General features: G+C 68.9%; 20 protein-coding genes. 16 read left to right on the top strand and 4 right to left on the bottom strand.

The window, feature by feature from the left end:
- Positions 1-2 precede the first annotated feature (2 nt).
- The 5 genes from livM to FZ983_RS06175 all read left to right on the top strand — a co-directional run bounded on the left by livM (position 3) and on the right by FZ983_RS06175 (position 5,552).
- The gene (livM, locus tag FZ983_RS06155; RefSeq protein WP_149222700.1) at positions 3-1,493 is read left to right on the top strand and encodes a high-affinity branched-chain amino acid ABC transporter permease LivM; all 1,491 of its coding nucleotides are present in this window, start codon (positions 3-5) and stop codon (positions 1,491-1,493) included.
- Positions 1,494-1,504: 11 nt separating this feature from the next.
- Positions 1,505-2,419, top strand: a complete 915-nt coding sequence (locus FZ983_RS06160) for an ABC transporter ATP-binding protein (RefSeq protein WP_149222701.1) — start codon at positions 1,505-1,507, stop codon at positions 2,417-2,419.
- 3 nt (positions 2,420-2,422) lie between these two features.
- On the top strand, positions 2,423-3,133 hold the full coding sequence (locus tag FZ983_RS06165) for an ABC transporter ATP-binding protein (protein ID WP_014189439.1): 711 nt from the start codon (positions 2,423-2,425) through the stop codon (positions 3,131-3,133).
- A 1-nt stretch (position 3,134) separates the two neighbouring features.
- Complete coding sequence (locus FZ983_RS06170; RefSeq protein ID WP_149222702.1) at positions 3,135-3,488, top strand: DUF6867 family protein; 354 nt, start codon at positions 3,135-3,137, stop codon at positions 3,486-3,488.
- 378 nt (positions 3,489-3,866) lie between these two features.
- Positions 3,867-5,552, top strand: coding sequence for a HAMP domain-containing methyl-accepting chemotaxis protein (locus FZ983_RS06175; RefSeq protein WP_247883611.1), 1,686 nt, complete (start codon positions 3,867-3,869; stop codon positions 5,550-5,552).
- Between the two features lie 178 nt (positions 5,553-5,730).
- Here the strand turns inward: FZ983_RS06175 and FZ983_RS06180 are convergent, their stop codons facing one another.
- On the bottom strand, positions 5,731-6,909 hold the full coding sequence (locus FZ983_RS06180) for an acyl-CoA dehydrogenase (RefSeq protein ID WP_149222704.1): 1,179 nt from the start codon (positions 6,907-6,909) through the stop codon (positions 5,731-5,733).
- Between the two features lie 336 nt (positions 6,910-7,245).
- Between FZ983_RS06180 and FZ983_RS06190 the strand changes: the two genes are divergently transcribed.
- Entirely contained in the window at positions 7,246-8,901 is a 1,656-nt protein-coding gene (locus tag FZ983_RS06190) for a VTT domain-containing protein (RefSeq protein WP_247883612.1), read from the top strand.
- Positions 8,902-8,944: 43 nt separating this feature from the next.
- A complete protein-coding gene (locus FZ983_RS06195; RefSeq protein WP_149222707.1) occupies positions 8,945-9,607 on the top strand; it encodes a DUF1345 domain-containing protein in 663 nt (220 codons plus the stop codon).
- Positions 9,608-9,641: 34 nt separating this feature from the next.
- On the opposite strand, the gene FZ983_RS06200 is transcribed toward FZ983_RS06195, so the two are convergent.
- The 3 genes from FZ983_RS06200 to FZ983_RS06210 form a co-directional block, all read right to left on the bottom strand.
- Positions 9,642-10,958: an aminotransferase class III-fold pyridoxal phosphate-dependent enzyme gene (locus FZ983_RS06200; protein ID WP_149222708.1), complete on the bottom strand. Its 1,317-nt coding sequence runs from the start codon at positions 10,956-10,958 to the stop codon at positions 9,642-9,644.
- A 6-nt stretch (positions 10,959-10,964) separates the two neighbouring features.
- Positions 10,965-12,002 carry a phosphotransferase gene (locus tag FZ983_RS06205; protein ID WP_149222709.1) on the bottom strand — a complete coding sequence of 346 codons (1,038 nt, stop codon included), beginning with the start codon at positions 12,000-12,002 and terminating at the stop codon, positions 10,965-10,967.
- A gap of 94 nt (positions 12,003-12,096) precedes the next feature.
- Positions 12,097-12,909 (bottom strand): GntR family transcriptional regulator, encoded by an 813-nt coding sequence (locus tag FZ983_RS06210; protein WP_247883613.1) that lies wholly within the window; start codon positions 12,907-12,909, stop codon positions 12,097-12,099.
- Between the two features lie 103 nt (positions 12,910-13,012).
- On the opposite strand from FZ983_RS06210, the gene FZ983_RS06215 reads away from it, so the two are divergent.
- The 9 genes from FZ983_RS06215 (at position 13,013) to FZ983_RS06260 (ending at position 24,919) form a co-directional block, all read left to right on the top strand.
- Positions 13,013-14,269, top strand: coding sequence for an efflux RND transporter periplasmic adaptor subunit (locus FZ983_RS06215; RefSeq protein WP_149222711.1), 1,257 nt, complete (start codon positions 13,013-13,015; stop codon positions 14,267-14,269).
- Positions 14,266-17,406: a multidrug efflux RND transporter permease subunit gene (locus FZ983_RS06220; protein WP_149222712.1), complete on the top strand. Its 3,141-nt coding sequence runs from the start codon at positions 14,266-14,268 to the stop codon at positions 17,404-17,406. The genes FZ983_RS06215 and FZ983_RS06220 overlap by 4 nt, the downstream gene beginning before the upstream one ends.
- A 6-nt stretch (positions 17,407-17,412) precedes the next feature.
- A complete protein-coding gene (locus tag FZ983_RS06225) occupies positions 17,413-20,517 on the top strand; it encodes an efflux RND transporter permease subunit (RefSeq protein WP_149222713.1) in 3,105 nt (1,034 codons plus the stop codon).
- Between the two features lie 203 nt (positions 20,518-20,720).
- On the top strand, positions 20,721-21,287 hold the full coding sequence (locus FZ983_RS06235; RefSeq protein ID WP_247883614.1) for an RNA polymerase sigma factor: 567 nt from the start codon (positions 20,721-20,723) through the stop codon (positions 21,285-21,287).
- Between the two features lie 11 nt (positions 21,288-21,298).
- The gene (locus tag FZ983_RS06240) at positions 21,299-21,742 is read left to right on the top strand and encodes a hypothetical protein (RefSeq protein WP_247883615.1); all 444 of its coding nucleotides are present in this window, start codon (positions 21,299-21,301) and stop codon (positions 21,740-21,742) included.
- Positions 21,739-22,233 carry a periplasmic heavy metal sensor gene (locus FZ983_RS06245; RefSeq protein WP_149222716.1) on the top strand — a complete coding sequence of 165 codons (495 nt, stop codon included), beginning with the start codon at positions 21,739-21,741 and terminating at the stop codon, positions 22,231-22,233. Before FZ983_RS06240 ends, FZ983_RS06245 begins: the two co-directional genes overlap by 4 nt.
- Positions 22,234-22,477: 244 nt before the next feature.
- A complete protein-coding gene (locus tag FZ983_RS06250) occupies positions 22,478-22,732 on the top strand; it encodes a hypothetical protein (protein ID WP_081506015.1) in 255 nt (84 codons plus the stop codon).
- Between the two features lie 105 nt (positions 22,733-22,837).
- Positions 22,838-23,302 carry a thioredoxin TrxC gene (gene trxC, locus FZ983_RS06255; protein WP_149222717.1) on the top strand — a complete coding sequence of 155 codons (465 nt, stop codon included), beginning with the start codon at positions 22,838-22,840 and terminating at the stop codon, positions 23,300-23,302.
- 129 nt (positions 23,303-23,431) lie between these two features.
- Positions 23,432-24,919 carry a thymidine phosphorylase family protein gene (locus FZ983_RS06260; protein WP_149222718.1) on the top strand — a complete coding sequence of 496 codons (1,488 nt, stop codon included), beginning with the start codon at positions 23,432-23,434 and terminating at the stop codon, positions 24,917-24,919.
- Positions 24,920-24,925: the final 6 nt, after the last annotated feature.

Consider the following 24,925-nt stretch of genomic DNA (forward strand, 5'->3'; position numbering starts at 1 on the left):
CCATGACCATGCACTCCAACACCGTCTCGTCCGCCGCGGGCGGCGCTGCGCGCGGCGTCGACTGGGCCGCCACGATCAAGGACGCCGGCCTCGCCGCCTTCGTCGCATTGCTGCTGACCGTGCCGCTGGTGGGCCTGCGCACGGTGGACCGTCCCACCGGGCTGGGCATCGAAGCCCGGCCGGAGGAGGTCGTCGCCTCGCTGCTGCTGGTCTTCCTCGGCCGCCTCGGGCTCGGGCTGATCCGCCAGGGCATGGCGCTGCCGGTGCTGATCCTGGCGCTGGCCTGCGCCGGCGTCGGGCTGCTGCTGCCGATGCCGACCCAGGTGCTGCGCCTGGTGTTGGTGCTGGGCGGCGGCGTCATCGCCATCCGCGCCGCCATGACGGTCGCCACCGGCCGCTCCAAGCTGTCCCAGGCCGACCGCGACAAGCGCATGGACCGCATCGCCGCCAAGGTCCAGCATGCCAGCCGCTACATCGGCCCGGTCGCCGTCGCCTTCGCCGCCGTCCTGCCGCTGACCCCGCTGGCCGACCGCATGATCCTGGACATCGGCATCCTGCTGCTGACCTACATCATGCTGGGCTGGGGCCTGAACATCGTGGTGGGCCTCGCCGGCCTGCTCGACCTCGGCTATGTCGCCTTCTACGCGGTGGGCGCCTATTCCTACGCGCTGCTGGCCCATTACTTCGGGCTCAGCTTCTGGGTCTGCCTGCCGCTGGCCGGCGTGCTGGCCGCCATCTCCGGCGTGCTGCTGGGCTTCCCGGTGCTGCGGCTGCGCGGCGACTATTTCGCCATCGTGACCTTGGGCTTCGGCGAGATCATCCGCATCATCCTGGTCAACTGGTACCAGTTCACCGGCGGCCCCAACGGCATCTCCGGCATTCCGCGGCCGAGCTTCTTCGGCATCGCCGACTTCTCCCGCAGCCCGGCCGAGGGCATGGCCGCCTTCCACGAGATGTTCGGGCTGGAATTCTCGCCGCTGCACCGCATCATCTTCCTCTACTACCTCATCCTGGCCTTGGCGCTGGTGGTGAACCTGTTCACGCTCAGGGTGCGCAAGCTGCCGCTGGGCCGGGCGTGGGAGGCTCTGCGCGAGGACGACATCGCCTGCGCCTCGCTGGGCATCAACCGCACCAACATGAAGCTGGCGGCCTTTGCCATCGCGGCGATGTTCGGCGGCTTCGCCGGCTCCTTCTTCGCCACGCGCCAGGGCTTCATCAGCCCGGAGAGCTTCACCTTCATCGAGTCGGCGATCATCCTGGCCATCGTGGTGCTGGGCGGCATGGGCAGCCAGATCGGCGTGGTGGTCGCCACGCTGCTGGTGATCGGCCTGCCGGAAGCGTTCCGCGAGTTGGCCGACTACCGCATGCTGGCGTTCGGCGCCGGCATGGTGGTGATCATGCTGTGGCGTCCGCGCGGCCTGCTGGCCCACCGCGACCCGACCATCCTCCTGCATGGCGGCCGCAACCCCGCCGCGACGGGAGCCGCGAAATGAGCGCAGCACCGATGAGCACTGACAAGCCACTTCTGACGGTCGAGCACCTGACCATGCGTTTCGGCGGTCTGGTGGCGAACAACGACGTGTCGTTCGAGGCGCGGGCGGGCGAGATCACCGCGCTGATCGGCCCGAACGGCGCCGGCAAGACGACGCTGTTCAACTGCGTCACCGGCTTCTACACCCCCACGGTGGGGCGGCTGACGCTGCGCCACCCCGCCGGCAAGGAGTTCCTGCTGGAGCGGATGCCGGGCTACCGCATCGCCCAACTGGCCGGGGTGGCGCGCACCTTCCAGAACATCCGGCTGTTCAGCGGCATGAGCGTTCTGGAGAACCTGATCGTCGCCCAGCACAACAAGCTGATGCGCGCCTCGACCTTCGCCATCGGCGGGCTGCTGGGCTTCCCCAGCTACCGCAAGGCCGAGCATGAGGCGGTGGAGCTGGCGAAATACTGGCTGGAGCGGGTGCGGCTGACCGAGTTCGCCGACTGGGAAGCCGGCAACCTGCCCTATGGCGCCCAGCGCCGCCTGGAGATCGCGCGGGCCATGTGCACCGAGCCGGTGCTGCTGTGCCTGGACGAGCCGGCGGCCGGCCTGAACCCGCGCGAGTCGGCGGAGCTGGCCGAGATCCTGACCTTCATCCGCGATGTGCAGACGCCGCAGGGCCACCGGACCGGCGTGCTGCTGATCGAGCATGACATGAGCGTGGTGATGCGCATTTCCGACCATGTGGTGGTGCTGGACTATGGCCGGAAGATTTCCGACGGCGATCCGGAGCATGTGAAGAACGACCCGGCGGTGATCCGCGCCTATCTGGGCGAGGACGAGGACGAGGCGCTGCCGCCGGAGGTTGCGGCCGACCTGAACATGCCGCCGACCGCCGGACAGGCGGGCGCCGGCCAGACCAGCGCGCAGAAGGGGGCCTGAGCCATGCTGAAGGTATCGGGCGTCCACACCTTCTACGGCGCCATCGAGGCGCTGAAGGGCATCGACATCGAGATCGGCGCCGGCGAGATCGTCTCGCTGATCGGCGCGAATGGCGCGGGCAAGTCGACGCTGCTGATGACGATCTGCGGCAGCCCGCGGGCGCGCCAGGGCCGGGTGTTCTTCGAGGGCGAGGACATCACCGACCTGCCCACCCACGAGATCGTGCGGCGCGGCATCGCGCAGAGCCCGGAAGGCCGTCGCATCTTCCCGCGGATGACGGTGCTGGAGAACCTGCAGATGGGCTCGATCGTCGCCCAGCCCGGCAGCTTCGAGCGCGAGCTGGAGCGGGTTCTGACGCTGTTCCCGCGTCTGAAGGAGCGCATCAACCAGCGCGCCGGCACGATGTCGGGCGGCGAGCAGCAGATGCTGGCGATCGGGCGTGCGCTGATGAGCCAGCCGCGGCTGCTTCTGCTGGACGAACCGTCGCTGGGTCTGGCGCCGCTGATCGTGAAGCAGATCTTCCAGGTGATCCAGGAGATCAACCGGGAACAGAAGATGACGGTGTTCATGGTGGAGCAGAACGCGTTCCACGCGCTGAAGCTGGCACACCGGGCCTATGTGATGGTGACGGGGAAGATCACGATGACGGGGACGGGGGCGCAGCTTCTGGCCGACCCGGAGGTACGGGCTGCTTATCTGGAAGGGGGCCACTGAGATGGAAACGATCCTCGGCTCATCGGTTCCGGTGTTCGTGTTCCTGACGGTTCTGGTGTTCGGCGGCTGCGGCGTGCTGACCGGCCAGACGCTTGCCGAAGGGTGGAAGCCGGTGTCCAGCGTGCTGGCCTATTCGCTTCTGCTGGGGCTGGGCGACCGTTTCCTCGCCTGGGGCCTGTTCGGCGAGCAGTTGCTGTCGCTGTGGGGCTTCATCGTCCACACCGTGGTGATCGGGCTGATCACGCTGACGGCGCACCGCATCGCCATCGCCCGCCGCATGGTCAACCAGTATCCGTGGCTCTACGAGACTGCCGGGCCGTTCGGCTGGCGGGAGCGCCATCCAGCCCGCGGCTGAAACAGCGCGATCCTGGAGTGGACCGGTTCCTGTAAAGATCCGCTCCACTCCAGAACAAGGAACGGCCGACAAAAGAACTAAGGTCGGACAACCGGCAGTACCGGCATGGAAAGGCGCCGCTTCGTCAAAGCGACGGTGGCGTCTTATTTTTGGCCGAACCATCTCACGACTTTGGGATTGCCCGTATAGGACGTAATCTTCCGAAAGTCAGAGAAGAACATCATGGCGCCTGCCTTGGCGCCCTGTTACAATACCATTTAAATTTTGCAATTCGTTGACGCTTTACCAAAGAACGCCGGCCCTGCCGGCGGCGCGTCGTCGTGCCTTGGCGGCTGGCGGTCTGTGGCAAGCGAAGGCGGCATGGGAAGGGGCAAGAGCATGGCAGTGGACAAGGCGGCCGCATCCCGGCCGCGTCGGTTCTGGAGTGTCGGACGCAAGGTGACGGCGGCCTTCGTGGCGGCCATCGTCGGCGGCTTCATCGTCATCATGGGGCTGCAGGCCAAGATGCAGTATGACGACGCGGTGCGGCTGGCCACGCACGACGCCCGTGTCAAGACGGACATGCTGGCGAACGCCACCAAGACCAGCTTCGTCGCCGGCGACGGCGCCTCCATCGAGACGGAGTTCATGCCGCTGGCCGACAGCAGCGAGGTGCAACTGGCCTCGCTACGCGCCGCCTCCGCCGCCGGCACGCTCGCCGATTTCTCCAACCCGCGCTTCGCCAAATACGACCTGCAGGCCGACCAGGATCTGGTCGAGGCGGTGCTGGCCGGCAAGGGCGCGCAGACCCGCTCGGCCAAGGGCCACATCGTGGTGACGGTGCCGGTGGTGACCGGCAAGAGCAACCGGCTGGTCGGCGCCCTGCAGATCGCCTGGAGCCTGGACCAGCAGATCGACGCCATCGCCACCCAGATGCGCAACCAGATCGCCATCTGCTTGATCGCGCTGGTCGTTCAGATCGCCCTGCTGAACGTCCTGCTCGGCCGGATCGTCATCCGCCCGCTGCGGGCCATGTCGGCGGCGATGGCGAATCTCGCCGGCGGCGACACCGCGGTGGAGGTGCCCGGCACCGGCCGCTCCGACGAGATCGGCGCGATGGCCGGCTCGGTCACCGTCTTCCGCGACAACGCCCGCGCCATCGAGCGCATGCACGCGGCCCAGGCCGAAGCCGACGCCAAGGCGGAGGAGGCCAAGCGCGCGGCATTGCTCGACCTCGCCGACCGTTTCCAAGGCACGGTGAAGCGTCTGGTGGAGGGCATCGCCGAGTCTGCATCGGGCATGGCCGACAGCGCCGACCGCATGGCCGTGGTGGTGGGCGAGGCGTCGAGCCAGACCCGCAACGTCGCCCGCGAATCCGACGACATCCAATCCAACGTCCGCTCCGCCGCGGCGGCGGCGACCGAACTCGCCGGCTCCATCGGCGGCATCTCCGAGCAGGTCGGCCATTCCGCCCGCATCGCCGGGGAGGCGGTGTCACACACCGACCGCACCAACGCAACCGTGCAGGGGCTGATCGCCAATGCCGAGCGCATCGGCCAGGTGGTCGGGCTGATCCACGCCATCGCCAAGCAGACCAACCTGCTGGCGCTCAACGCCACCATCGAGGCCGCCCGCGCCGGGGAGGCCGGCAAGGGCTTCGCCGTGGTGGCGACCGAGGTGAAGGGGCTGGCCGACCAGACCGCCAAGGCGACCGACGAGATCGCGGCCCAGGTCAACGCCATGCAGTCGGTGACCCGCGAGGCGGCCGACGCCATCGGCGCCATCGGCAGCACCATCACCGAGATCGACGGCATCGCCGGCACCATCACCCAGTCGGTGCAGGAACAGAACGCCGCCACCAAGGAGATCGCTCGGGCGGTGGAGATGGCCGCGCTGGGCACGCAGGACGTGTCGGCGACCATCGCCGCGCTGGCACACACGGCGGAAAGCGCCGGCAGCACGGCGCTGGGTGTTCAGGACGCCGCCCGCGGCCTGTCCGGCCAGACCCGCGCGCTGGCGGCCGAGGTCGACCGCTTCCTGGCCGAGGTGCGCCAGCAGGCGACGGGGGATGTGAAGGCGGCGTGAAAAACGCCCTCTCCCGCCCCGGGAGAAGGAGGGAAGACCCGGCGTTGCCGGTCGGGAAAGGACAGGATCGCTCCGAGCAATCCGCAACCACACCGATCCTCGGAGCACCCCTCACCCTCCCGCCGCTCCGCGACGGGTCCCTCCCTCTCCCGGGGCGGGAGAGGGCGTTTCTAAAACCTTACGAGAAGGCCTGCAGGCCCGTCTGCGCCCGGCCCAGGATCAGGGCATGGACGTCGTGGGTGCCTTCGTAGGTGTTCACCGTCTCCAGGTTCACCATGTGGCGGATGACCTGGAACTCCTCGGAGATGCCGTTGCCGCCGTGCATGTCGCGGGCGACGCGGGCGATGTCCAGCGCCTTGCCGCAGTTGTTGCGCTTGATCAGCGAAATCGCCTCCGGCGACCAGCTGCCGTCGTCCATCATGCGGCCGACGCGCAGGCAGGCCTGCAGGCCCAGCGTGATCTCCGTCATCATGTCGGCCAGCTTCTTCTGGACCAACTGGGTCTGGGCCAGCGGACGGCCGAACTGCTTGCGGTCCAGCGTGTACTGGCGGGCGGCGTGCCAGCAGAACTCCGCCGCACCCATCACGCCCCAGGCGATACCGTAGCGCGCCTTGTTCAGGCAGCCGAACGGACCGCCCAGGCCCGACACGTTGGGCAGCAGGTTCTCGTCGGGCACGAAGGCCTCGTCCAGAACGATCTCGCCGGTGACCGACGCGCGCAGCGACAGCTTGCCTTCGATCTTCGGCGTGGAGAAGCCCTTGGTCCCGCGCTCCACCACGAAGCCCTTGATCTTGTTGTCATGGGCGTCCGACTTCGCCCAGACGACGGCGAGGTCGGCGATGGGGGAGTTGGTGATCCACATCTTGGCGCCCGACAGCAGATAGCCGCCGTCGACCTTGGTGGCGCGGGTCTTCATTCCGCCGGGGTCGGAACCGTGGTCCGGCTCGGTCAGGCCGAAGCAGCCGACCAGCTCGCCGGTGGCCAGCCGCGGCAGCCACTTCTTCTTCTGCTCCTCGCTGCCATAGGCGTAGATCGGGTGCATGACCAGCGAGGACTGCACCGACATGGCGGAGCGATAGCCGCTGTCCACCCGCTCCACCTCGCGGGCGACCAGGCCGTAGGCGACGTGGCTGACGCCCGGCCCGCCGTACTCCTCCGGGATGGTCGGACCCAGCAGGCCCAGCTCGCCCATCTCGCTCATGATCTCGCGGTCGAACCGCTCCTCGCGGAAGGCGGAGATGACGCGGGGCTGCAGCCGGTCCTGGCAGTAGGCGCGGGCGCTGTCGCGCACCAGCTTCTCATCCTCGGTCAGTTGGGCTTCAAGGAGGAAGGCGTCGTCCCACTGGATGCTCTGCACGGTGCGTCTCCTGGTCAAGTCGTATGGCGGTTCGCCGCCGGTTGCCGGCCAGCTGCCGAGTGGCCGGTCATCGATTGAACCGCACTGTGCCGTGCCGGCGCCATACCTGCAAAAACATATTTTCTATCCTTCCCATAACGATACGATATGGCTCAAAAGAAACAGTTGGCGACCGGACCGGTTCCACAAAAGTTTTAACGTGATGCTTACGATTACCTATGCAATTTTGCAGATGGCGCCCTGACCGCCGTTCTTCCATTGGACACCCTGCCCGTGTTTGCTGCATTGCAACCAATAACCGCCTTTGCCGGTTTCCCTCTGTTGCTGGGCCTAGCTTTGCTTACGCTTCTGCACGAAGACGTTGCAATTGCGGTGGGGGCCAGCCTGGTCAGCGTCGGCACCGTCAGCATCGGCGTGACTGCTGTCACGTTGCTGTGCGGGATCGTTATCGGCGACCTTTTCATTTATGTCCTCGGACTGTTGTCTCTGCGGGTCAGTTGGATCCGGCGGCGGACCGAAGGGCCATTGCTTGAGCGCTGCCGTACGGCATTGCAGAAGAACCTGCTGCCGACGCTGGTGACTTGCCGGATCGTGCCCGGCGTTCTGTTCCCGACCTACTTCGCCTGCGGCGTGATGCGGGTGCCGTTCCTGCGTTTCATCATCATCACGCTGGTGACGGCGGGGGTGCATGTCGGGCTTCTGCTGACGCTGATGACCTCGTCGCTGGAGGCGGCGGCGGTCCAGGTGCAGGTGATCGGCATCGGCTGCGCAGCCCTGCTGATGGTCATGCGCACCAAGCGGGCGCAGTCCATCGTCCGCGCGCTGTTCGCCCGCCTCCGGGCCAATGTCGAGCCGCATCTGCCCCGCGGGCTGCGCGACGCGCTGCACTGCAATCCGACTCCGCGCGCCATCGCCCTGCCCGGCCTGCCGGTGGTGCCGGCCGGCGCCCCCACCATAGGCTGGGCGGAGCGCATTCCGCCGCTGCTGTTCTACATCCCGCTGGTGGTTCAGTGGTTCGCTCTGGGCATCCGCCACCGCAGCCTGAGCCTGCCGACCGCCGCCAATCCGTCGATCGAGGCCGGCGGGCTGCTGGGCGAGTCGAAGATCGCCTGCATGGACTTGATCGGCCCGGCGGCACGGCATTGGGCGGCGCGTTCCGTCGCGCTGGTCAACCGGCCGGCGCTGACCCCTGCGGCGCTCGGCCGGCTGGCATCCGGCGCCGGCCTGTCCTTCCCGCTGGTCGCCAAGCCGGACATCGGCTGGCGCGGCATCGGCGTGCGGCTGGTGCGCGATTCCGCCGACCTGCACGCCTATCTCGCCGGCTTCCCGGCCGAGGCGCGGGTGATCCTGCAGGAGCATGTGGACTACGCGGGCGAGGCCGGCATCTTCTATGTCCGCAAGCCGGGGGAGCGGCACGGCCGCATCTTCTCCATGACCTTCCGCTATTACCCGCATGTGGTGGGCGACGGGCGGTCCAGCCTGCGCGAGTTGATCGCCGCCGACCCGCGCGCCTCCTGGAAGGCCGATCTCCACCATGGGGCGTTGGCCGACCGGCTGGACGAGGTGCCGGCGGCGGGCCGGACGGTGCGGCTGTCGCTGGTCGGCAGCAGCCGGGTCGGCGGGCTCTACAAGGATGCCTGCGGCCATGTCACCGCGACGCTGACCGCGCGTTTCGACGAGATCGCCGACCAGATGCCGGGCTTTCATTTCGGCCGTTTCGACGTGCGCTTCGCCTCGGTGGAGCGGCTGGCGGTGGGCGAGGATTTCCGCATCATCGAGGTGAACGGCGCAGGCGCCGAGGCCATCCACATGTGGGATCCGGAGTTCCGGCTGGGCAACGCCTACGCCACCCTGTTCCACCAGCAGGCCCTGATGTTCGAGGTCGCCGACGCCTGCCGGGCGCAGGGCGCAAAGCCGCTGACAGCCTGGGAGCTGATCAGCTACCAGCGCCGCCAGCAGACCTTGCTTCCGCTCTATCCCGCCTCCAACTGATCTGTCGGCCGGAAGGAGCCGGCCGGGACCATACGGAGGCGCGATGCGCCGCAGCCTCACCCATCTCCGCAACCGCCCGTCGCTTTCCGGCGCATTGGCGGTGGCGCTCACATCCGGGGCCGTAGCGGCCCTGTGGTTCCGCCCCTCAACCGCGCTGCTGACCGGCTGGGATTTGGGCGTCACCGTCTACATTCTGATGGCAGGATTCCTGATGAGCCGGGCGACCGTGGCCTCGATGCGCCGCCGGGCGCGCTTGCTCGACCCCGGCAAATGGGGCGTGCTGACCGGGGCGGTGCTGGCCTCCCTGATAGCGCTGGCCGCCATCGTGGTGGAGCTGGTGTCGGCCAAGGGCTCCCCCCATGAAGGGCTGTCGGCGGGGCTAGCGGCGGCGACGGTCCTGCTGTCCTGGGGCTTCCTGCACGTCTTCTTCGCCCAGCATTACGCCCACGATTATTGGCTGAACGGCGGACCGCAGGGGGAGCGGCAGGGGGAGCGGCCACTGGACTTTCCCGGCAACGACGCCCCCGATTATCTGGAGTTCCTCTATTTCAGCTTCACCATCGGCATGACGGCGCAGGTCTCCGACGTCACCACCCGCAGCGCCGGCATGCGCCGGCTGGTGCTGATGCACGGCGCGCTGTCCTTCCTGTTCAACACGGCGGTGCTGGCGCTGGGCGTCAATCTGGCCGCCGGGCTGGTTGGCTGACGGGACCCGTTCCGGTCCCGCCGCCAACCTCGTGTCACAGCGCCGTCAGCACCTCGTCCAGCGTGGCGAGGAACAGCTTGGCGTCGTCGGAGGAGAACACCAGCGGCGGGCGGATCTTCAGGATGTGCCCCTCCTGGCCGGTGGCGCTGATCAGCACCCGGCGCCGACGCATGTCGTTGACCACGCGGGCCGTCTCCTCCGGGGCCGGCGTCTTCAACTTGCGGTCGCGGACCATCTCGACGCCGATGAACAGGCCGCTGCCGCGCACGTCGCCGATCAGGTCATGCTTGGCGGCGAGCGCGCGCAGGCCGTCGATCATCTCGGTGCCGACCGTCAGGGCGTTCTCCTGCAGCCGGTCCGTCTTGATGACGCGCAGCACGGCATGCGCCACGGCGCAGGACACCGGGTTGCCGCCGAAGGTGTTGAAATAGCGCTGGCTCTTGCCGAACGCCTCGATCACCTCCGGCCGGAAGATCGCCCCCGCCACCGGGTGGCCGTTGCCCATCGGCTTGCCGACCGTCACGATGTCGGGCACCAGCCCGTGGCGCGCGAAGCCCCACATATGGGTGCCGAGCCGGCCGAAGCCGGGCTGAACCTCGTCGGCGATGAAGATGCCGCCGGCCTTGCGCATCGCCTCCACCGCCGGGGCGAGGAAGCCGGCCGGATCGGTGAAGACGCCGCTGCTGGAGAAGATGGTGTCGACCAGCAGCGCCGCCGGGGCGATGCCCTTCTCGCGCAGGTCGGCGATGGCCGCCTCGACGGAGCGGGCGAAGGCGGCGCCGACCTCCGCCTCCGGGATGCGGTAGCTGTCGGGCGCCGGCACCACGCGGACATGGTCGCCCAGCTTCACCGCAGCCCCCAGCGAGGGCGACATCTCCGCCAGCGCCGAGGTGACGCCGTGATAGGCGTTGTGCGCGATGACGACGCCGGTCCCGCCGGTGTGGACGCGGGCGACGCGCAGGGCCAGATCGTTGGCCTCGCTGCCGGTGCAGGTCAGCATCAGGTGCGACAGCGGCGCCGGGAATTCCGCCAGGAAGGCTTCGGCGAAGTCGATGATGCCGTCGGTCAGATAGCGTGTGTGGGTGTTCAGCACCGCCGCCTGCTTCGCCATCGCCTCCACCACCTCCGGCCGGGAATGGCCGACCGAGGCGACGTTGTTGTAGGCGTCCAGATAGCGGTTGCCGTCGGCGTCATAGAGGTAGGAGCCCTCCCCCCGCACCACATGGATCGGGTCGGCGTAGAACAGCCGGTAGGCCGGGCCGAGCAGCCTCTCGCGGCGGGCGATCAGGGCGCGCTCGCGCTCCGGCAGGGATCCGGCGGAGGCGGGCGCGTAGGCGTTGATCATGGTCATGACGGGTCACACTCTCTGGCAGGCGAGATGGAGCAGGCGGTGCGCGGTGGCGGCCTCGTCGCCGGTCAGCTTTTCCAGCCCGGCGAAGGCGCGTTCGGAATTCCGCAGGATGTAGGCGGCGTTGTCTGGATATTCGGCAGCCCGCCAGCCGGTGATGCCGATGGTCAGCGCCAGCCGGGCCGCCACCAGATCGGGCAGCAGCTCCACCTCCTCCGGCGTCAGCGGCAGCACGGCGTTGTAGGCGCGGGTCATCTCGACCAGGGAGCCGAAGGGCGTCTCGCCGCTGGTGACGTGGTAGGCCAGCGCCGTCGCCAGATCGTTGACCAGCGGCGCCTTCAGGGCATCGCCGAAATCGATGATCCCGGTGACCGCCTCGTGGCCGACCGGATCGACCACCGCGTTGTGCGGGTTGAGGTCGTTGTGGATCACCTGATGCCGCAGGGCAGGCAGCCGCGGCGCCACCTGCTCGGCGAAGCGGGCGACGAAGCGCTCCACCATCCGGCGGCGCGGGCCGTCGGGCAGGTAATGCAGCCGGTCGGCGACGCTGGCGGTGCGCGTGATGTCCCACAGCAGGTCGCGCTCCGAGCCGGGATGCGCGTAGTCGGCCAGCGCCAGATCCAGCCGGGCCAGCGTCGCCCCCAGCGCCCGCATCTGTCCCGGTGAGGCCGGCGCCGCATGGAGCGGCGTGCCCTCCAGATAGGTCAGCAGCCGCAGCACCATGGTTTGGCCATCGATGCGGACAATCGCCTGGGCTTCGCCGTCCAGGGTCGGCACCACCCGCGGCACCGGCAGGGACGGGTCGCGCGCGGCGACATGCTGCATCGCCCCGGTCTGGAAGCTGGTGACGGGCTGCGGTTCCGCCGGGTTGGTGAACTTCAGCACATAGCCCTGCCCTCCAGCGGCGGCGATGTGGAAGTTGCGGTCGCGCTCGCTGCTCAGGGTCCGGACGGTGCCGGTCACCCCGAACCACCGCTGCATCATGGCGGCGGCCTCTTCCAGGGAGATCGGCGGCGAGACGGTGGTCAGAACATCACCGGGGGTCATGGCCGATGTCTCCTTGTGGTTCGAGGCGTTCAGTGTTTGATGCATCATATTCATCGGTGGACCGGGCGTGAAGACAGGCGAAGTGGCGGCGGGATCAGGAGACGAGCACTGCAGGCGCCCGGTCCGGTACCTCGGCGTCGATCCTCTCCAGGATCGGGCCGCTGGCCAGCAGGATGTCGGCCTGAATGGCGATGGCAGCGGCCGGGCCGTCGTGGCGGCGGATGGCATCCATCAGCGGGTAGTGATGGTCGATCATGGCGCGCCCGGCCCCGCCATAAACGTCGGCGATCAGCGGTCCCATCTGCAGCCACAAACGCCGCAGAATGTCGCCGAGCACCGGCATGTCCGCGATCTCCGCCAGCTTGAAGTGGAAGATCTGGTTGAGTTCGGTGGCCAGCGCGGTATTGCCGGCAGCCATCGCGTCCTCGTTGCGCGCCAGTAGGCTTTCCAGCGCCGCGATCTGGTCGGGCGTGGCCTTCCCGGCGGCGCGCGCGGCGGCCATCCCCTCCAGGCTGACGCGGATGTCGCGGATCTCCAGATAGGCGGCGCGGGTCAGCATCGGAACGCGGATGTCGCGCGGCGAGCGCAGCACCAGGGCCTGATCCTGCACCAGCCGCAGGATGGCGTCGCGCACCGGCGTGACGCTCGTCCCAAGCCGCTCGGCCAAATCGCGGATCTTCAGACGGTCGTTCGGCTTGAACGCCCCCTTCATCAGGGCCTCGCACAGCTTCTGATAGATCGTGCTGCCAAGATTGTCGTGTTCGAGAAGGGAGAGATCGAATCCGCTCATCGTCTGCCCGCTCACCCATGCTTCGGCGTTCGTTGTATGATGCATCATAATGACCGCGTCTCGACCGAAGATCAAGGCGAACCATCCGGGCGAATCATCCGGGCCGACCTTGGACATTTTTTTCGATCCGCCCCGACGAATCCGCCCCGCCGCCCCGTATCAAGGACACACGGAAAGACCGGGGCGGCCCAGCGGCCGTCCTGAAAACGTCGGGACAGTCATGACGATTCGTTGGAAGCCGGTGGTCGCCGGTGTGGTTCTTGCCGGTCTGGTCGGCGGCATCGGCTACGCGGTTCAGCAGAAGCTGACGCCTCCCACGGCACCGCCCGCCGCCGGCGCCCCTCCCGGTCCTGGCGGGCCTGGGGGCGCCGGCCGCAGCGCCGTGGTGGCGGTGCAGGCCGGCACGGTCGCGCGCGAGGACGTGCCGATCTGGTTCGACGGCATCGGCACGATCCAGGCCTTCAACACCGTCACCGTGCGCGCCCGCGTCGACGGCGAGCTTCAGCGCGTCTCGCTGCAGGAAGGGCAGCTGGTGAAGGCCGGCGACCTGCTGGCGACCATCGATTCCCGCGCTCTCCAGGCCCAGCTTGCCCAGGCCGAGGCGAAGAAGGCGCAGGACGAGGCGCTGCTCGCCAACGCCCGGCGCGACCTGGAGCGCAACATGAACCTGAAGGAGTTCGCGTCGCGCCAGACGGTCGACACCCAGCGCGCGCTGGTCGCCCAGTACGAGGCGCAGATCCGCGCCGACGAGGCGGCGATCGAGGCGGTGCGGGTCCAGCTGAACTACACCACCGTCACAGCACCCATCAGCGGCCGCATCGGCCTGCGCAACGTCGACCAGGGCAATGTGGTGCGGGCCAGCGACCAGAACGGCATCGCCACCATCACCCAGATCCAGCCCATCGCCGTGCTCTTCACCCTGCCGGAGAAACAGCTCCCCACCGTGCTGGCCGCCCAGGCGCAGGGCCCGGTCAAGGTGGAGGTGCAGGACCGCGAGGGCCGGCGCGTGCTCGACACCGGCTCTCTCGCCGTGGTGGACAACCTGATCGACAGCGGCACCGGCACCATCCGCCTGAAGGCGCAGATGCCCAACGACCCGCAGAAGCTGTGGCCCGGCCAGTTCGTCAATGTCCGCCTGCTGTCCGCCATCCGCCGCGACGCCACCACGGTGCCGTCGACCGTGGTGCAGCGCGGACCGCAGGGCACCTACGCCTATGTCATCAAGGACGACCTGACGGTGGAGCAGCGCCCGATCAAGGTCGCCCGCCAGGAGGAGAACAAGGCCATCATCGACGAAGGCCTGACCCCCGGCGAGCGCGTGGTGGTGGACGGCCAGTACCGCCTGCAACCCGGCTCCAAGATCCGCATCGTCGACCCCATCGCGTCGGCACCGGCGCCGGTGCCGGGCGCCGCCCCGGCGCCGCAGGAGGAACGGCGGCGCGACCGGCAGCAACGTGAGGGTCGGCAGCCCTCATGAACATCTCCGCCCCCTTCATCCTGCGGCCGGTCGCCACCGGGCTGCTGATGCTGGCGGTCGTGCTGCTGGGCCTTCTGGGCTACAGCTCGCTGCCGATCTCCTCCCTGCCGACGGTGGATTTCCCGACGGTGCGCGTCACCACCCAGCTGCCGGGGGCGGCCCCCGACGTGATGGCGTCCTCCGTCACCGCACCGCTGGAACGGCAGCTCGGCCAGATCGCCGGCATCTCCTCGATGATCTCGACCAGCTCCTTCGGGCTGTCGGTCATCACCCTGCAGTTCGACCTGTCCCGCGACATCGACGCGGCGTCGCAGGACGTGCAGTCGGCGATCAGCGCCGCGTCGGGCACGCTGCCCAAGGGCCTGCCGAACCCGCCGGTCTACGACAAGGTCAACCCGGCCGACACGCCGGTCATGGTGCTGGCGCTGAGTTCGGAGTCCCTGCGGCTTGAGACCGTCAGCGACGCCGCCGACACGCTGCTGGCGCAGAAGCTGTCCCAGGTCGAGGGCGTCGGCTATGTCGGGATCGAGGGCGGCCTGCGCCCCGCCGTGCGCGTGCAGGTCAACCCCGCCGCCGTCGCCGGTCTCGGGCTGACGCTGGAGGATGTGCGGACCACCATCACCCAGGCCAACGTCAATGCGCCCAAGGGCAGCTTCGACGGCCCGCGCCAGTCCTGGTCCATCGGCGTCAACGACCAGATCGAGACCGCCGCTGCCTACCGCCCGATCATCGTCACCTACAAGAACGGCGGCCCGGTGCGGCTGTCCGACATCGGCACCGTGGTCGATTCGGTGGAAAACACCCGGCTCGCCGCATGGCATGACGGCAAGCCGGCGGTCCTGCTGAACGTGCTGCGCCAGCCCGGCGCCAACATCATCGAGACGGTTGACCGCATCCGCGCCCTGCTGCCCTCGCTCCAGGCCACGCTGCCGCCGCAGATCCACATGGCGGTGCTGACCGACCGGACGGAGACCATCCGCGCCTCGGTGGTGGACGTGCAGAAGACGCTGGTGCTGACCGCCGGGCTGGTGGTGATGGTGATCTTCCTGTTCCTGCGCAAGGCATGGGCGACGGTGATCCCGGCGGCGGCGCTGCCGCTGTCGCTGATCGGCACCTTCGGCGTCATGGCTCTGTGCGGCTTCAGCCTGGACAATTTGTCGCTGATGGCGCTGACCATCGCGTCGGGCTTCGTCGTCGACGACGCCATCGTGATGATCGAGAACATCGTCCGCTACATCGAGAAGGGGGAGAAGCCGCTGCCGGCGGCGTTGAAGGGTGCGCGCCAGATCGGCTTCACCGTCGTTTCGCTGACCCTGTCGCTGATCGCGGTGTTCATCCCGCTGCTGTTCATGGGCGGCGTGGTCGGCCGGCTGTTCCGCGAGTTCGCCATCACGCTGTCCATCGCGGTGCTGGTGTCGGCGGTGATCTCGCTGACGCTGACGCCGATGATGTGCGCCCGCCTGCTGAAGCCCGAGACGGAAAGCAGGCCCAACGCCTTCTTCCGCTGGACCGAACGCGGCTTCGACGCGTTGCTGAACGGCTACGCCGCCTCGCTGCGCGTCGTGCTGCGCCACCAGCCGGCGACGCTTGTCTTCACCATCGCCACGCTGGCCGCCACGCTCTACCTCTACAGCGTGGTGCCCAAGGGCTTCCTGCCGCAGCAGGACACCGGCGTCATCGTCGGCGTGACCGACGCCGCCCCCTCCATCTCGGTCAAGGCGATGGCGGAGCGGCAGCGCGAGGTCGCCGACATCGTGCGGCGCGACCCCGACGTCGCCGGGGTGGCGAGCTTCGTCGGCACCGGCACGGTGAACGCCACCACCAACACCGGCAGCCTGACCATCGCGCTGAAGCCGCGCGACGAGCGGACCTCCTCGGCCGAGGAGATCATCGCCCGCCTGCGCGCCGCCACCGCCGACCTGAAAGGCGTCTCGCTGTTCATGCAGGCGGTGCAGGACGTGCAGATCGACAGCCGCGTCAGCCGTACCCAGTATCAATACGTCCTGCAGGACGCCGACCCGAAGGAGTTGGAGAACTGGACCCCGCGCCTGCTGGAATCGCTGCGCGCAAGGCCGGAGCTGACCGACGTGGCGACCGACCAGCAGCCGGACGGGCTTCAGGTCTACCTGACCATCGACCGCGACGCCGCATCCCGCCTGAATGTGCTGCCGCAGGCCATCGACGACACGCTGTACGACGCCTTCGGCCAGCGTCAGGTCTCGACCATCTACACCCAGACCAACCAATACCGCGTGATCCTGGAGGTGGAGCCGTCCTTCCAGATGGACCCGGCGTCGCTGTCCAAGATCTATGTGAAGTCCGGCAACGGCGGCGTCGTTCCTCTAGGGGCGGTGGTGTCGGTGGAGCGCAAGACCGCACCGCTGGTCATCACCCATCAGGGACAGTTCCCGTCCGTCACCCTGTCCTTCAACGTGGCGCCCGGCGTCTCGCTGGGTGCGGCGGTGGCGGCGATCCAGGAAGCGCGCGAGAGCATCGGCATGCCCGACACCGCGACCGCCCGCTTCGCCGGCACGGCCGCCGAGTTCCGCAGCTCGCTGGAAACCCAGCCCTGGCTGATCCTGGCGGCGGTGGTCGCCGTCTACATCGTGCTGGGCATCCTGTACGAGAGCACGATCCACCCCGTCACCATCCTGTCGACCCTGCCGTCGGCGGGCATCGGCGCGCTCCTGGCGCTGATGGCGACCGGCCACGACCTGTCGCTGATCGCGCTGGTCGGCATCGTTCTGCTGATCGGCATCGTCAAGAAGAACGCCATCATGATGATCGACTTCGCGCTGGAGGCCGAACGCCACCAGGGCATGGCGCCGGAACGCTCGATCTACGAGGCCTCCCTCCTGCGCTTCCGCCCGATCATGATGACCACCATGGCGGCGCTGCTGGGCGCCCTGCCGCTGGCGCTGGAAAACGGCACCGGGTCGGAACTGCGCAAGCCGATGGGCATCGCCATCGTCGGCGGGCTGGTGCTGAGCCAGGTGCTGACGCTCTACACCACGCCGGTGGTCTATCTCTACATGGACCGGCTGGGCACCCGCCTGCGGCGCTGGCTGCGGCCGGGCTCCAAGGCGGCGGCGCTGCCGGGCAACGACCGGGCGCCCGGCCGCGCGGCGGCGGAGTAGACCGCCATGATTCCCTCCAAGCTGTCGCTCTCCGCCCCCTTCATCGCACGGCCGGTCGGCACCTCGCTGCTAATGATCGGGCTGATGATCCTCGGCATGGTCGCCTACCGCTTCCTGCCGGTGGCGCCGCTGCCGCAGGTGGAGTTCCCGACCATCGTCGTCACCGCCTCGCTTCCCGGCGCCAGTCCGGAGACGATGGCCTCCTCCGTCGCCACCCCGCTGGAACGGCGGCTGTCCCGCATCGCCGGCATCACCGAGATGACGTCGAACAGCAGGCTCGGCAGCACTTCCGTCGTCGTGCAGTTCGACCTGGACCGCGAGGTGGAGGCGGCGTCGCGCGACGTGCAGGCGGCGATCAACGCCGCCGGCGGCGACCTGCCGGCCGACCTGCCCAGCCCGCCGAAGATGCGGCGCATCAACCCGGCCGACGCGCCGGTGATGACGCTGGCCATGACCTCCACCACGCTGGCGCCGTCGGAGCTGTACAATCTCGCCGACAGCATCATCGGCCAGCGGCTGAGCCAGATCGAGGGGGTGGCCCAGGTCTCCATCAACGGGGCGGAGAAGACGGCGGTGCGTGTGCGCGTCAACGCCACCGCCGCCGCCAACATGGGCGTCAGCCTGGAGACGATCCGCAGCGCCATCTCGCGCGCCAACGCCAACGGCCCGAAGGGCAGCTTCGACGGCCGCCACGAATCCTGGTCGATCGGCGCCAGCGACCAGCTGTTCGGCGCGGATGCCTACCGCCGGCTGATCGTAACCGAGAAGAACGGCGCCACCATCCGCCTCGGCGATGTCGCCGAGGTGATCGAGGCGCCGGAGAACAGCCGCACCGCCGCCTGGCAGGACGGCCAGCGCGCGGTGCTGATCAACATCCAGAAACAGCCGGGCTCCAACGTGGTGGAGACGGTGGACCGGGTGAACGCCGAGCTGCCGACTCTGCGCGGCTGGATGCCGCCGGGGGTGCAGCTTTCGGTGCGCACCGACCGCACGCCGACCATCCGCGCCTCCATCGACGACGTGCAGAAGACGCTGGCGATCACCGTGGCGCTGGTGGTGATGGTGATGGCGCTGTTCCTGCGCCGCCTGTGGGCCACGGTCATCCCGGCGGCGTCCGTGCCGTTGTCGCTGGCCGGCACCTTCGGGGTGATGTGGATCGTCGGCTACAGCCTGGACAATTTCTCGCTGATGGCGCTGACCATCTCGGTCGGCTTCGTGGTGGACGACGCCATCGTCGTCATCGAGAACATCGTCCGCCATATCGAAAAGGGAGCGAAACCGTTCGAGGCGGCGGTGAAGGGCGCCCGGCAGGTCGCTTTCACCGTGGTGTCGATCAGCCTGTCGCTGGTCGCCGTCTTCATCCCCATCCTGTTCATGGGCGGCATCCAGGGCCGGCTCTTCCGCGAATTCGCGGTGGTGCTGTCGGTCGCCATCGCCGTGTCGGCGGTGGTGTCGCTGACCCTGACCCCGATGATGTGCGCCCACCTGCTGCAGCCGGAAGCGGAGCGCAAGCCCCCCGGACGGCTCGCCCGCGGGCTCGCCTGGATCGGCGACTGGCTGTTCGGGCTCTATGCCGACGGGCTGGACTGGGTGCTGGCCCATCGCCGCACCATGCTGGTCACGACCTTCGCCATCATCGGCGTCAGCGTCTGGCTCTACGGGCAGGTGCCGAAGGGCCTGGTGCCGCAGCAGGATACCGGGCTGCTGATGGGCTTCAGCGACCCGCCGCCGGACATCTCCTTCACCGCCATGGTCACGCGGCAGCGCGCCTTGCAGGAGGCGGTGGCCGGCGACCCGGCGGTCGCCAGCGTCGGCGGCACCATCGGCGGCGGCGGGCCGGGCGGCAGTTATTCAGGCCAGATCTACATCGCCCTCAAGCCGAAGGCGGAGCGCGAGGATCTGGCGACCGTCACCCAGCGGCTGCGCATGCGCGCCGGCCGGGTGCCGGGGGTGCAGCTGTTCCTGATGCCGGTGCAGGACATCCGCACCGGCGGCTTCCAGGGCCGCAGCCAGTACCGCTACAGCCTGCAGGACCCCGATATCGGCGCGCTGAACGAGTGGGCGCCGAAGCTGGTGGAGAAGATGCGCACCCTGCCGGAGCTGGTGGACGTCGCCAACGACCGCCAGAACGGCGGCATCCAGGCCAACGTGATCGTCGACCGCGACGCCGCCGCGCGCCTCGGCGTGTCGCTCAGTGCGCTGGAGGCGACGCTCTACGACGCCTTCGGCCAGCGGCAGGTCTCCACCATGTATCTGGCGCAGAACCAGCACAAGGTGGTGCTGGAGGTCGATCCCCGCGAGGCGCTCGGCCCCGACGACCTGAAGCGCATCCATGTGCCGGGCCGCGACGGTATGGTGCCTTTGTCGGCGGTGGCGCGCGTCGTCATCGGCAACCAGGCGTCCAGCATCCAGCACCAGAGCGGCTTCCCGGTCGCCAACCTGACCTTCGACCTCGCGCCCGGCGTCTCGCTGTCCCAGGCGACCGAGGTGATCCAGCGCGCGGCGGAGGACATCGGCATGCCGGCCAGCATCCGCGCCGGCTTCCAGGGCGACGCGCGCGCCTTCCAGCAATCCTCGTCCAGCCAGCCGCTGCTGATCCTGGCGGCGCTCATCACCATCTACATCGTGCTGGGGGTGCTGTACGAAAGCCTGATCCACCCGCTGACCATCCTGTCGACCCTGCCCTCGGCCGGGCTGGGGGCGCTGATCGCGCTGATCCTGACCGGCTACGACCTGTCGATCGTGGCGCTGATCGGCATCATCCTGCTGATCGGCATCGTCAAGAAGAACGCCATCATGATGATCGACTTCGCCCTGGAGGCGGAGCGCGAGCGCGGCCTGTCGCCCTTGGAGGCGATCCGCGAGGCCGGGCTGGTCCGCTTCCGCCCGATCATGATGACGACGGTCACGGCGCTGCTGGGCGCGGTGCCGCTGGCCTTCGACTACGGCACCGGCGGCGAGATCCGCCGGCCGCTGGGCGTCGCCATCATCGGCGGCCTGCTGGTCAGCCAGATGCTGACGCTCTACACCACGCCGGTGGTCTATCTGACCTTGGAACGGCTGGCGATGCGGCGCAACCGCCGCGCCGCCATCACGGCTCCGGCGGAATAGGGGGGCGGAGGATGGGTGTCCTGATCCTGCTCCACTGGACAAGATCCCCTCTCCCCCCCGGGGAGAGGGTTAGGGTGAGGGGGACGCATGGCATGCCTTCGCGAGAATCCTCGCTGTGTCTCCCCCTCACCCCGACCCTCTCCCCGGGGGGGAGAGGGAGCTGGCACCCCTTCGCTCTCTTGGGCATAGTTCTCGCCCACGGCATGAGCAAAACCCCGGTGATCGAGGCCAGCGACACTGACGACGAGTTGATGGCCCGCGTGGCCGGCGGCGATGCCGCGGCCTTCGACCGGCTGGCCGCCCGCCACATGCGCCGCGCCGTGGCGCTGGCCCAGCGGATGACCGGCAACCCGTCCGACGCCGACGAGATCGCGCAGGAGGCCTTCCTGCGGGTCTGGCAGCATGCCGGCCGCTGGGACGGCGGGCGGGCCTCCTTCACCACTTGGCTCTACCGCATCGTCATGAACCTCGCCATCGACCGCGGCCGCCGTCCCGGCTGGTCGCCGCTGGAGGAGGCCGGCGATCCGCCCGACGAGTCCCCCGACGCGCTCACCCGCATCGCCGAACGCCAGACGGCCGAGCGCGTCAACCGGGCGCTGGCGGCCCTGCCCGACCGCCAGCGCGCCGCGGTGGTGCTGTTCCATCAGGAGGAGCTCAGCCTGCGGCAGGCCGCCGACGTGCTGAGCATGGGTGAGACCGCCTTCGCCTCGCTGCTCGCCCGCGCCCGCTCCACGCTGAAGACCGCGCTCTCCGCCGGTGACGGTCCATGAAGGAGGAACCAATGACCGACGACCAGTTCCTCCGCCATCTGGACGAGTACGGCGCCTCCCCGGAACGCTGGCCGCCCGAGTTGCGCGCCGGGGCCGAGGCCGCGCTGGCCCGTTCGCCTGCGCTGCGCGCGGCGGCGGACGAGGCGCTGGCCTTCGACCGGCTGCTGGCCGGCAGCCCGCCGGCGGTGGAGGATGCCCGCATCGGCCGCCTGCTGGCTGCCGCCGGTGCCGCCGCCCGCGCCGTGCCGCAGGACGGGCTGGTGCTGCTGTTGCTGGGGCGGATGCCGCGGCAGAGGGTGGCGGGCTTCTGCGTCGCCCTGCTGGCGCTGGGCTGGCTCACCGGCGGCTGGCTCGCTGGGACGCTGCCGGCACCCGCCGTCCAGGCACCGCGCGGCCAGGAGCTGGCCCTGCTGCACGACGACGTCATCACGCTGTTCGACGGAGAGTCCCGATGAGCGCTTCCGCCGCGCCCCGCCAATTCCTGCGGCGGCCGGGCCTGCGCACGCTGGCGCTGGCCTCGCTGGCGCTGAACCTGTTCTTAGGCGCGATGCTGGTCGCGACCGTCCGCCATCCTTCCCCGCCGTCCCATCAGCCCCCTCACCAGCCGATGCCCGACCGCTTCGTCGAGCGGATGGCCGCCGACCTCACCGATGCCGACGCGCAGCGCCTGCGCGCCGCCTTCGAGCCGCTGCGCCCGCGCTATGACGCGCTGACCCGGGAATACCACGAGGCCGGACAGCGGGTGCGCGCCCTGCTGCAGGCCGATCCTGTCGATTACGACTCCCTGCGCGCCGCGACGGAAGCGGCCCGCGCCAAGCGCCGCCAGATGGGCGAACTGACGGAGGAAACCGTCCTCTCCATCCTGCCCGACCTGTCCCCCGCCGGACGCCTGCGGCTGGTCGGCGGACCGGGTTCCCCCGGCATGCCTGCTATGCCTAAAAAATAAGCAAACCCAGTCATCCACAGGCCGGACAGGCTGGCGGGAACGATGTGGATGATTCTGTTCGGGGATTGCTCACACATCTATCCACAGATTCTGTGGAGAAGAAAACCGGCAGAAATTTTATCCACACAAATTCACAAGTTATCATCCCCAAGTTTTATCGCCCGTCTTCCCGACGATCCTTGTATCCACCGCCGATCCGGCATATCCAAATAACGAGGATCGGCAAGATTGGTGGAGGATCGTCATGATCGGAGATCCGTTTCATCCAAAGAAGGCGACGATCTCTTTGCGCGTTGATCGCCGAATCAAAGATGTCGCCAAGAATTACGCACGCCAGCGGCAGACGCCTTTGGCCGAGGTCATGCGCGACCTCTTGGCCCGCTACGTCGCCGAATGCGCGCGGGAGAATGCCCAGGCCGCGCCGGACCTATTGAAGGACCGGCCGGCGCAATATGTGGATTTCGCCAAGCTGGAAGGGTTGATGGGCCGGCGGGAGTAGGCCCGGCACGCCTTGGGCGGCCCACCTTGAGCGGCCCGCCTTGAGCGGACGGCCCCGGCCCCATACATCGACGGTGGAACCGCTGCCAGGGGAAGGAGCCCCGCCATGCCGACCACCGCCCAGTCCTCCACAGGCGCCGACAGCCTGCACGTCGCCTGCCCGCACTGCGATACCCTGAACCGCGTGCCTCCGGCCCGGCTGGGCGGCGGCAAGTGCGGACGCTGCGGCAACGCGCTGTTCGAAGGCAAGCCGGTGGCGCTCGACGCCAGCCGCTTCGCCGCCCATGCCGAACGCGGCGACCTGCCCCTGCTGATCGATTTCTGGGCAGAATGGTGCGGTCCCTGCCGCATGATGGCCCCGGTCTTCGCCCAGGCGGCTGCACAGCTGGAACCCCAGGTCCGCCTCGCCAAGATCGACACAGAGGCTTCGCCGGACCTCGCCGCCCGTTTCGGTATCCGCAGCATCCCGTCGCTGGTGCTGGTCCATCACGGCCGCGAGATCGCCCGCACGGCCGGCGCCATGCCGCTGCCGGCGCTGGTGGGATGGGTCAGGCAGACCCTGGGGCGATAGCCCCGTTCCCTTAAGCACGCCCGCTACGCCCTGCCAATGATCGGGATCAAATGCGAGGCATGAGGGCAGGTATGGCTGACGCGCAGGCTGTACCTCTCTATTTGGCGCGGTCTGTCGTAGACTGTTCCCATGCTGACGCTTCGACATCTGGCGATAGACACCGTCCGGGAGAACGTCGCCTTCCTCAACCGGCACTGCACCCGGTACCATGTCGAGGATTTCCTCGGTCTGGGCCGGGTGGAGGTGCGGAACGACGGCCGCTCCCTGCTGGCCGTGCTGAACATCGTCGACGACCCCGCCATCGTCGGCCCCGACGAGATCGGCCTGTCCGATCCCGCCTTCCGCCAGTTGGGACTGGCCGAGGGCTCCGCCGTCCATCTCGTGCCCCCCACCCCGCCCGAGAGCTTCGAGCTGGTGCGCGCCAAGGTCGGCGGTGCGGCGCTGACCGACGACCAGCTGGCCGCGATCATCCGCGACATCACCGACCAGCGCTATTCCAAGATCGAGATCGCCGCCTTCCTGATCGCCTGCGCCAGCTTCATGACGACGGCGGAGGTGCTGGGCCTGACCCGCGCCATGATCGCCGCCGGCACCCGGCTGCACTGGCAGGATTTGGGCACCGTCGCCGACAAGCACTGCATCGGCGGCATCCCCGGCAACCGCACCTCGATGATCGTGGTGCCGATCGTCGCCGCCCATGGCCTGCCGATCCCGAAGACCTCGTCGCGCGCCATCACCTCCCCGGCCGGTACCGCCGACACCATGGAGGTGCTGGCGAATGTCGACGTTCCGATGGAGCGCATGCAGACCCTGGTGCGCGAGGCCAAGGGCTGTCTGGTCTGGGGCGGCCATGTCCGGCTGTCGCCGGCCGACGACATCCTGATCTCGGTCGAGCGCCCGCTGGCCATCGACACGCGCGAGCAGCTGGTCGCCTCCATCCTGTCGAAGAAGGTGGCAGCCGGCTCCACCCATCTGCTGATCGACATTCCCGTCGGCCCCAGCGCCAAGATCCGCACGGCCGGCGAGGCGGTACGCCTGCGCAAGCTGTTCGAGCATGTCGGCGACAGCCTAGGCCTGACGCTGGAGGTGGCGATCACCGACGGCTCGCAGCCGGTCGGGCGCGGCATCGGCCCGGTGCTGGAGGCGCGCGACGTGATGGCCGTCCTACGCAACGACCCCGCCAGCCCCGCCGACCTGAAGGAGCGCGCCCTGCTGCTGGCCGGCCGCATCCTGGAATTCGATCCCGCCGTCCGCGGCGGCAGCGGCAACCGCCGGGCCCGCGACCTGCTGGAGTCGGGCGCTGCGCTCGCCGCCATGGAGCGCATCATCGCCCTGCAGGGCCCGCCGCCCGCCGTGGCGACTCTGGGCTCCCTGGTCGCGGAGGTCGCCTCGCCCACCGACGGGGTGGTCGCGTCGCTCGACTGCTACCGCCTCGCCCGCATCGCGCGGCTGGCCGGCGCGCCCACTGACAAGGGCGCCGGCATCGACCTGCTGCGCAAGGTGGGCGACCCTGTACGCCGGGGCGAACCGCTCTACCGCATCCACGCCAGCACCAACGCCGACTTCACCTTCGCCCAGGCCTTTGCGGCCGACGACAGCGGGGTGGCGGTGGCGTAAGGAAAC

This window comes from Azospirillum sp. B21, from assembly GCF_008364825.1.
Taxonomy (GTDB): Bacteria; Pseudomonadota; Alphaproteobacteria; order Azospirillales; family Azospirillaceae; genus Azospirillum.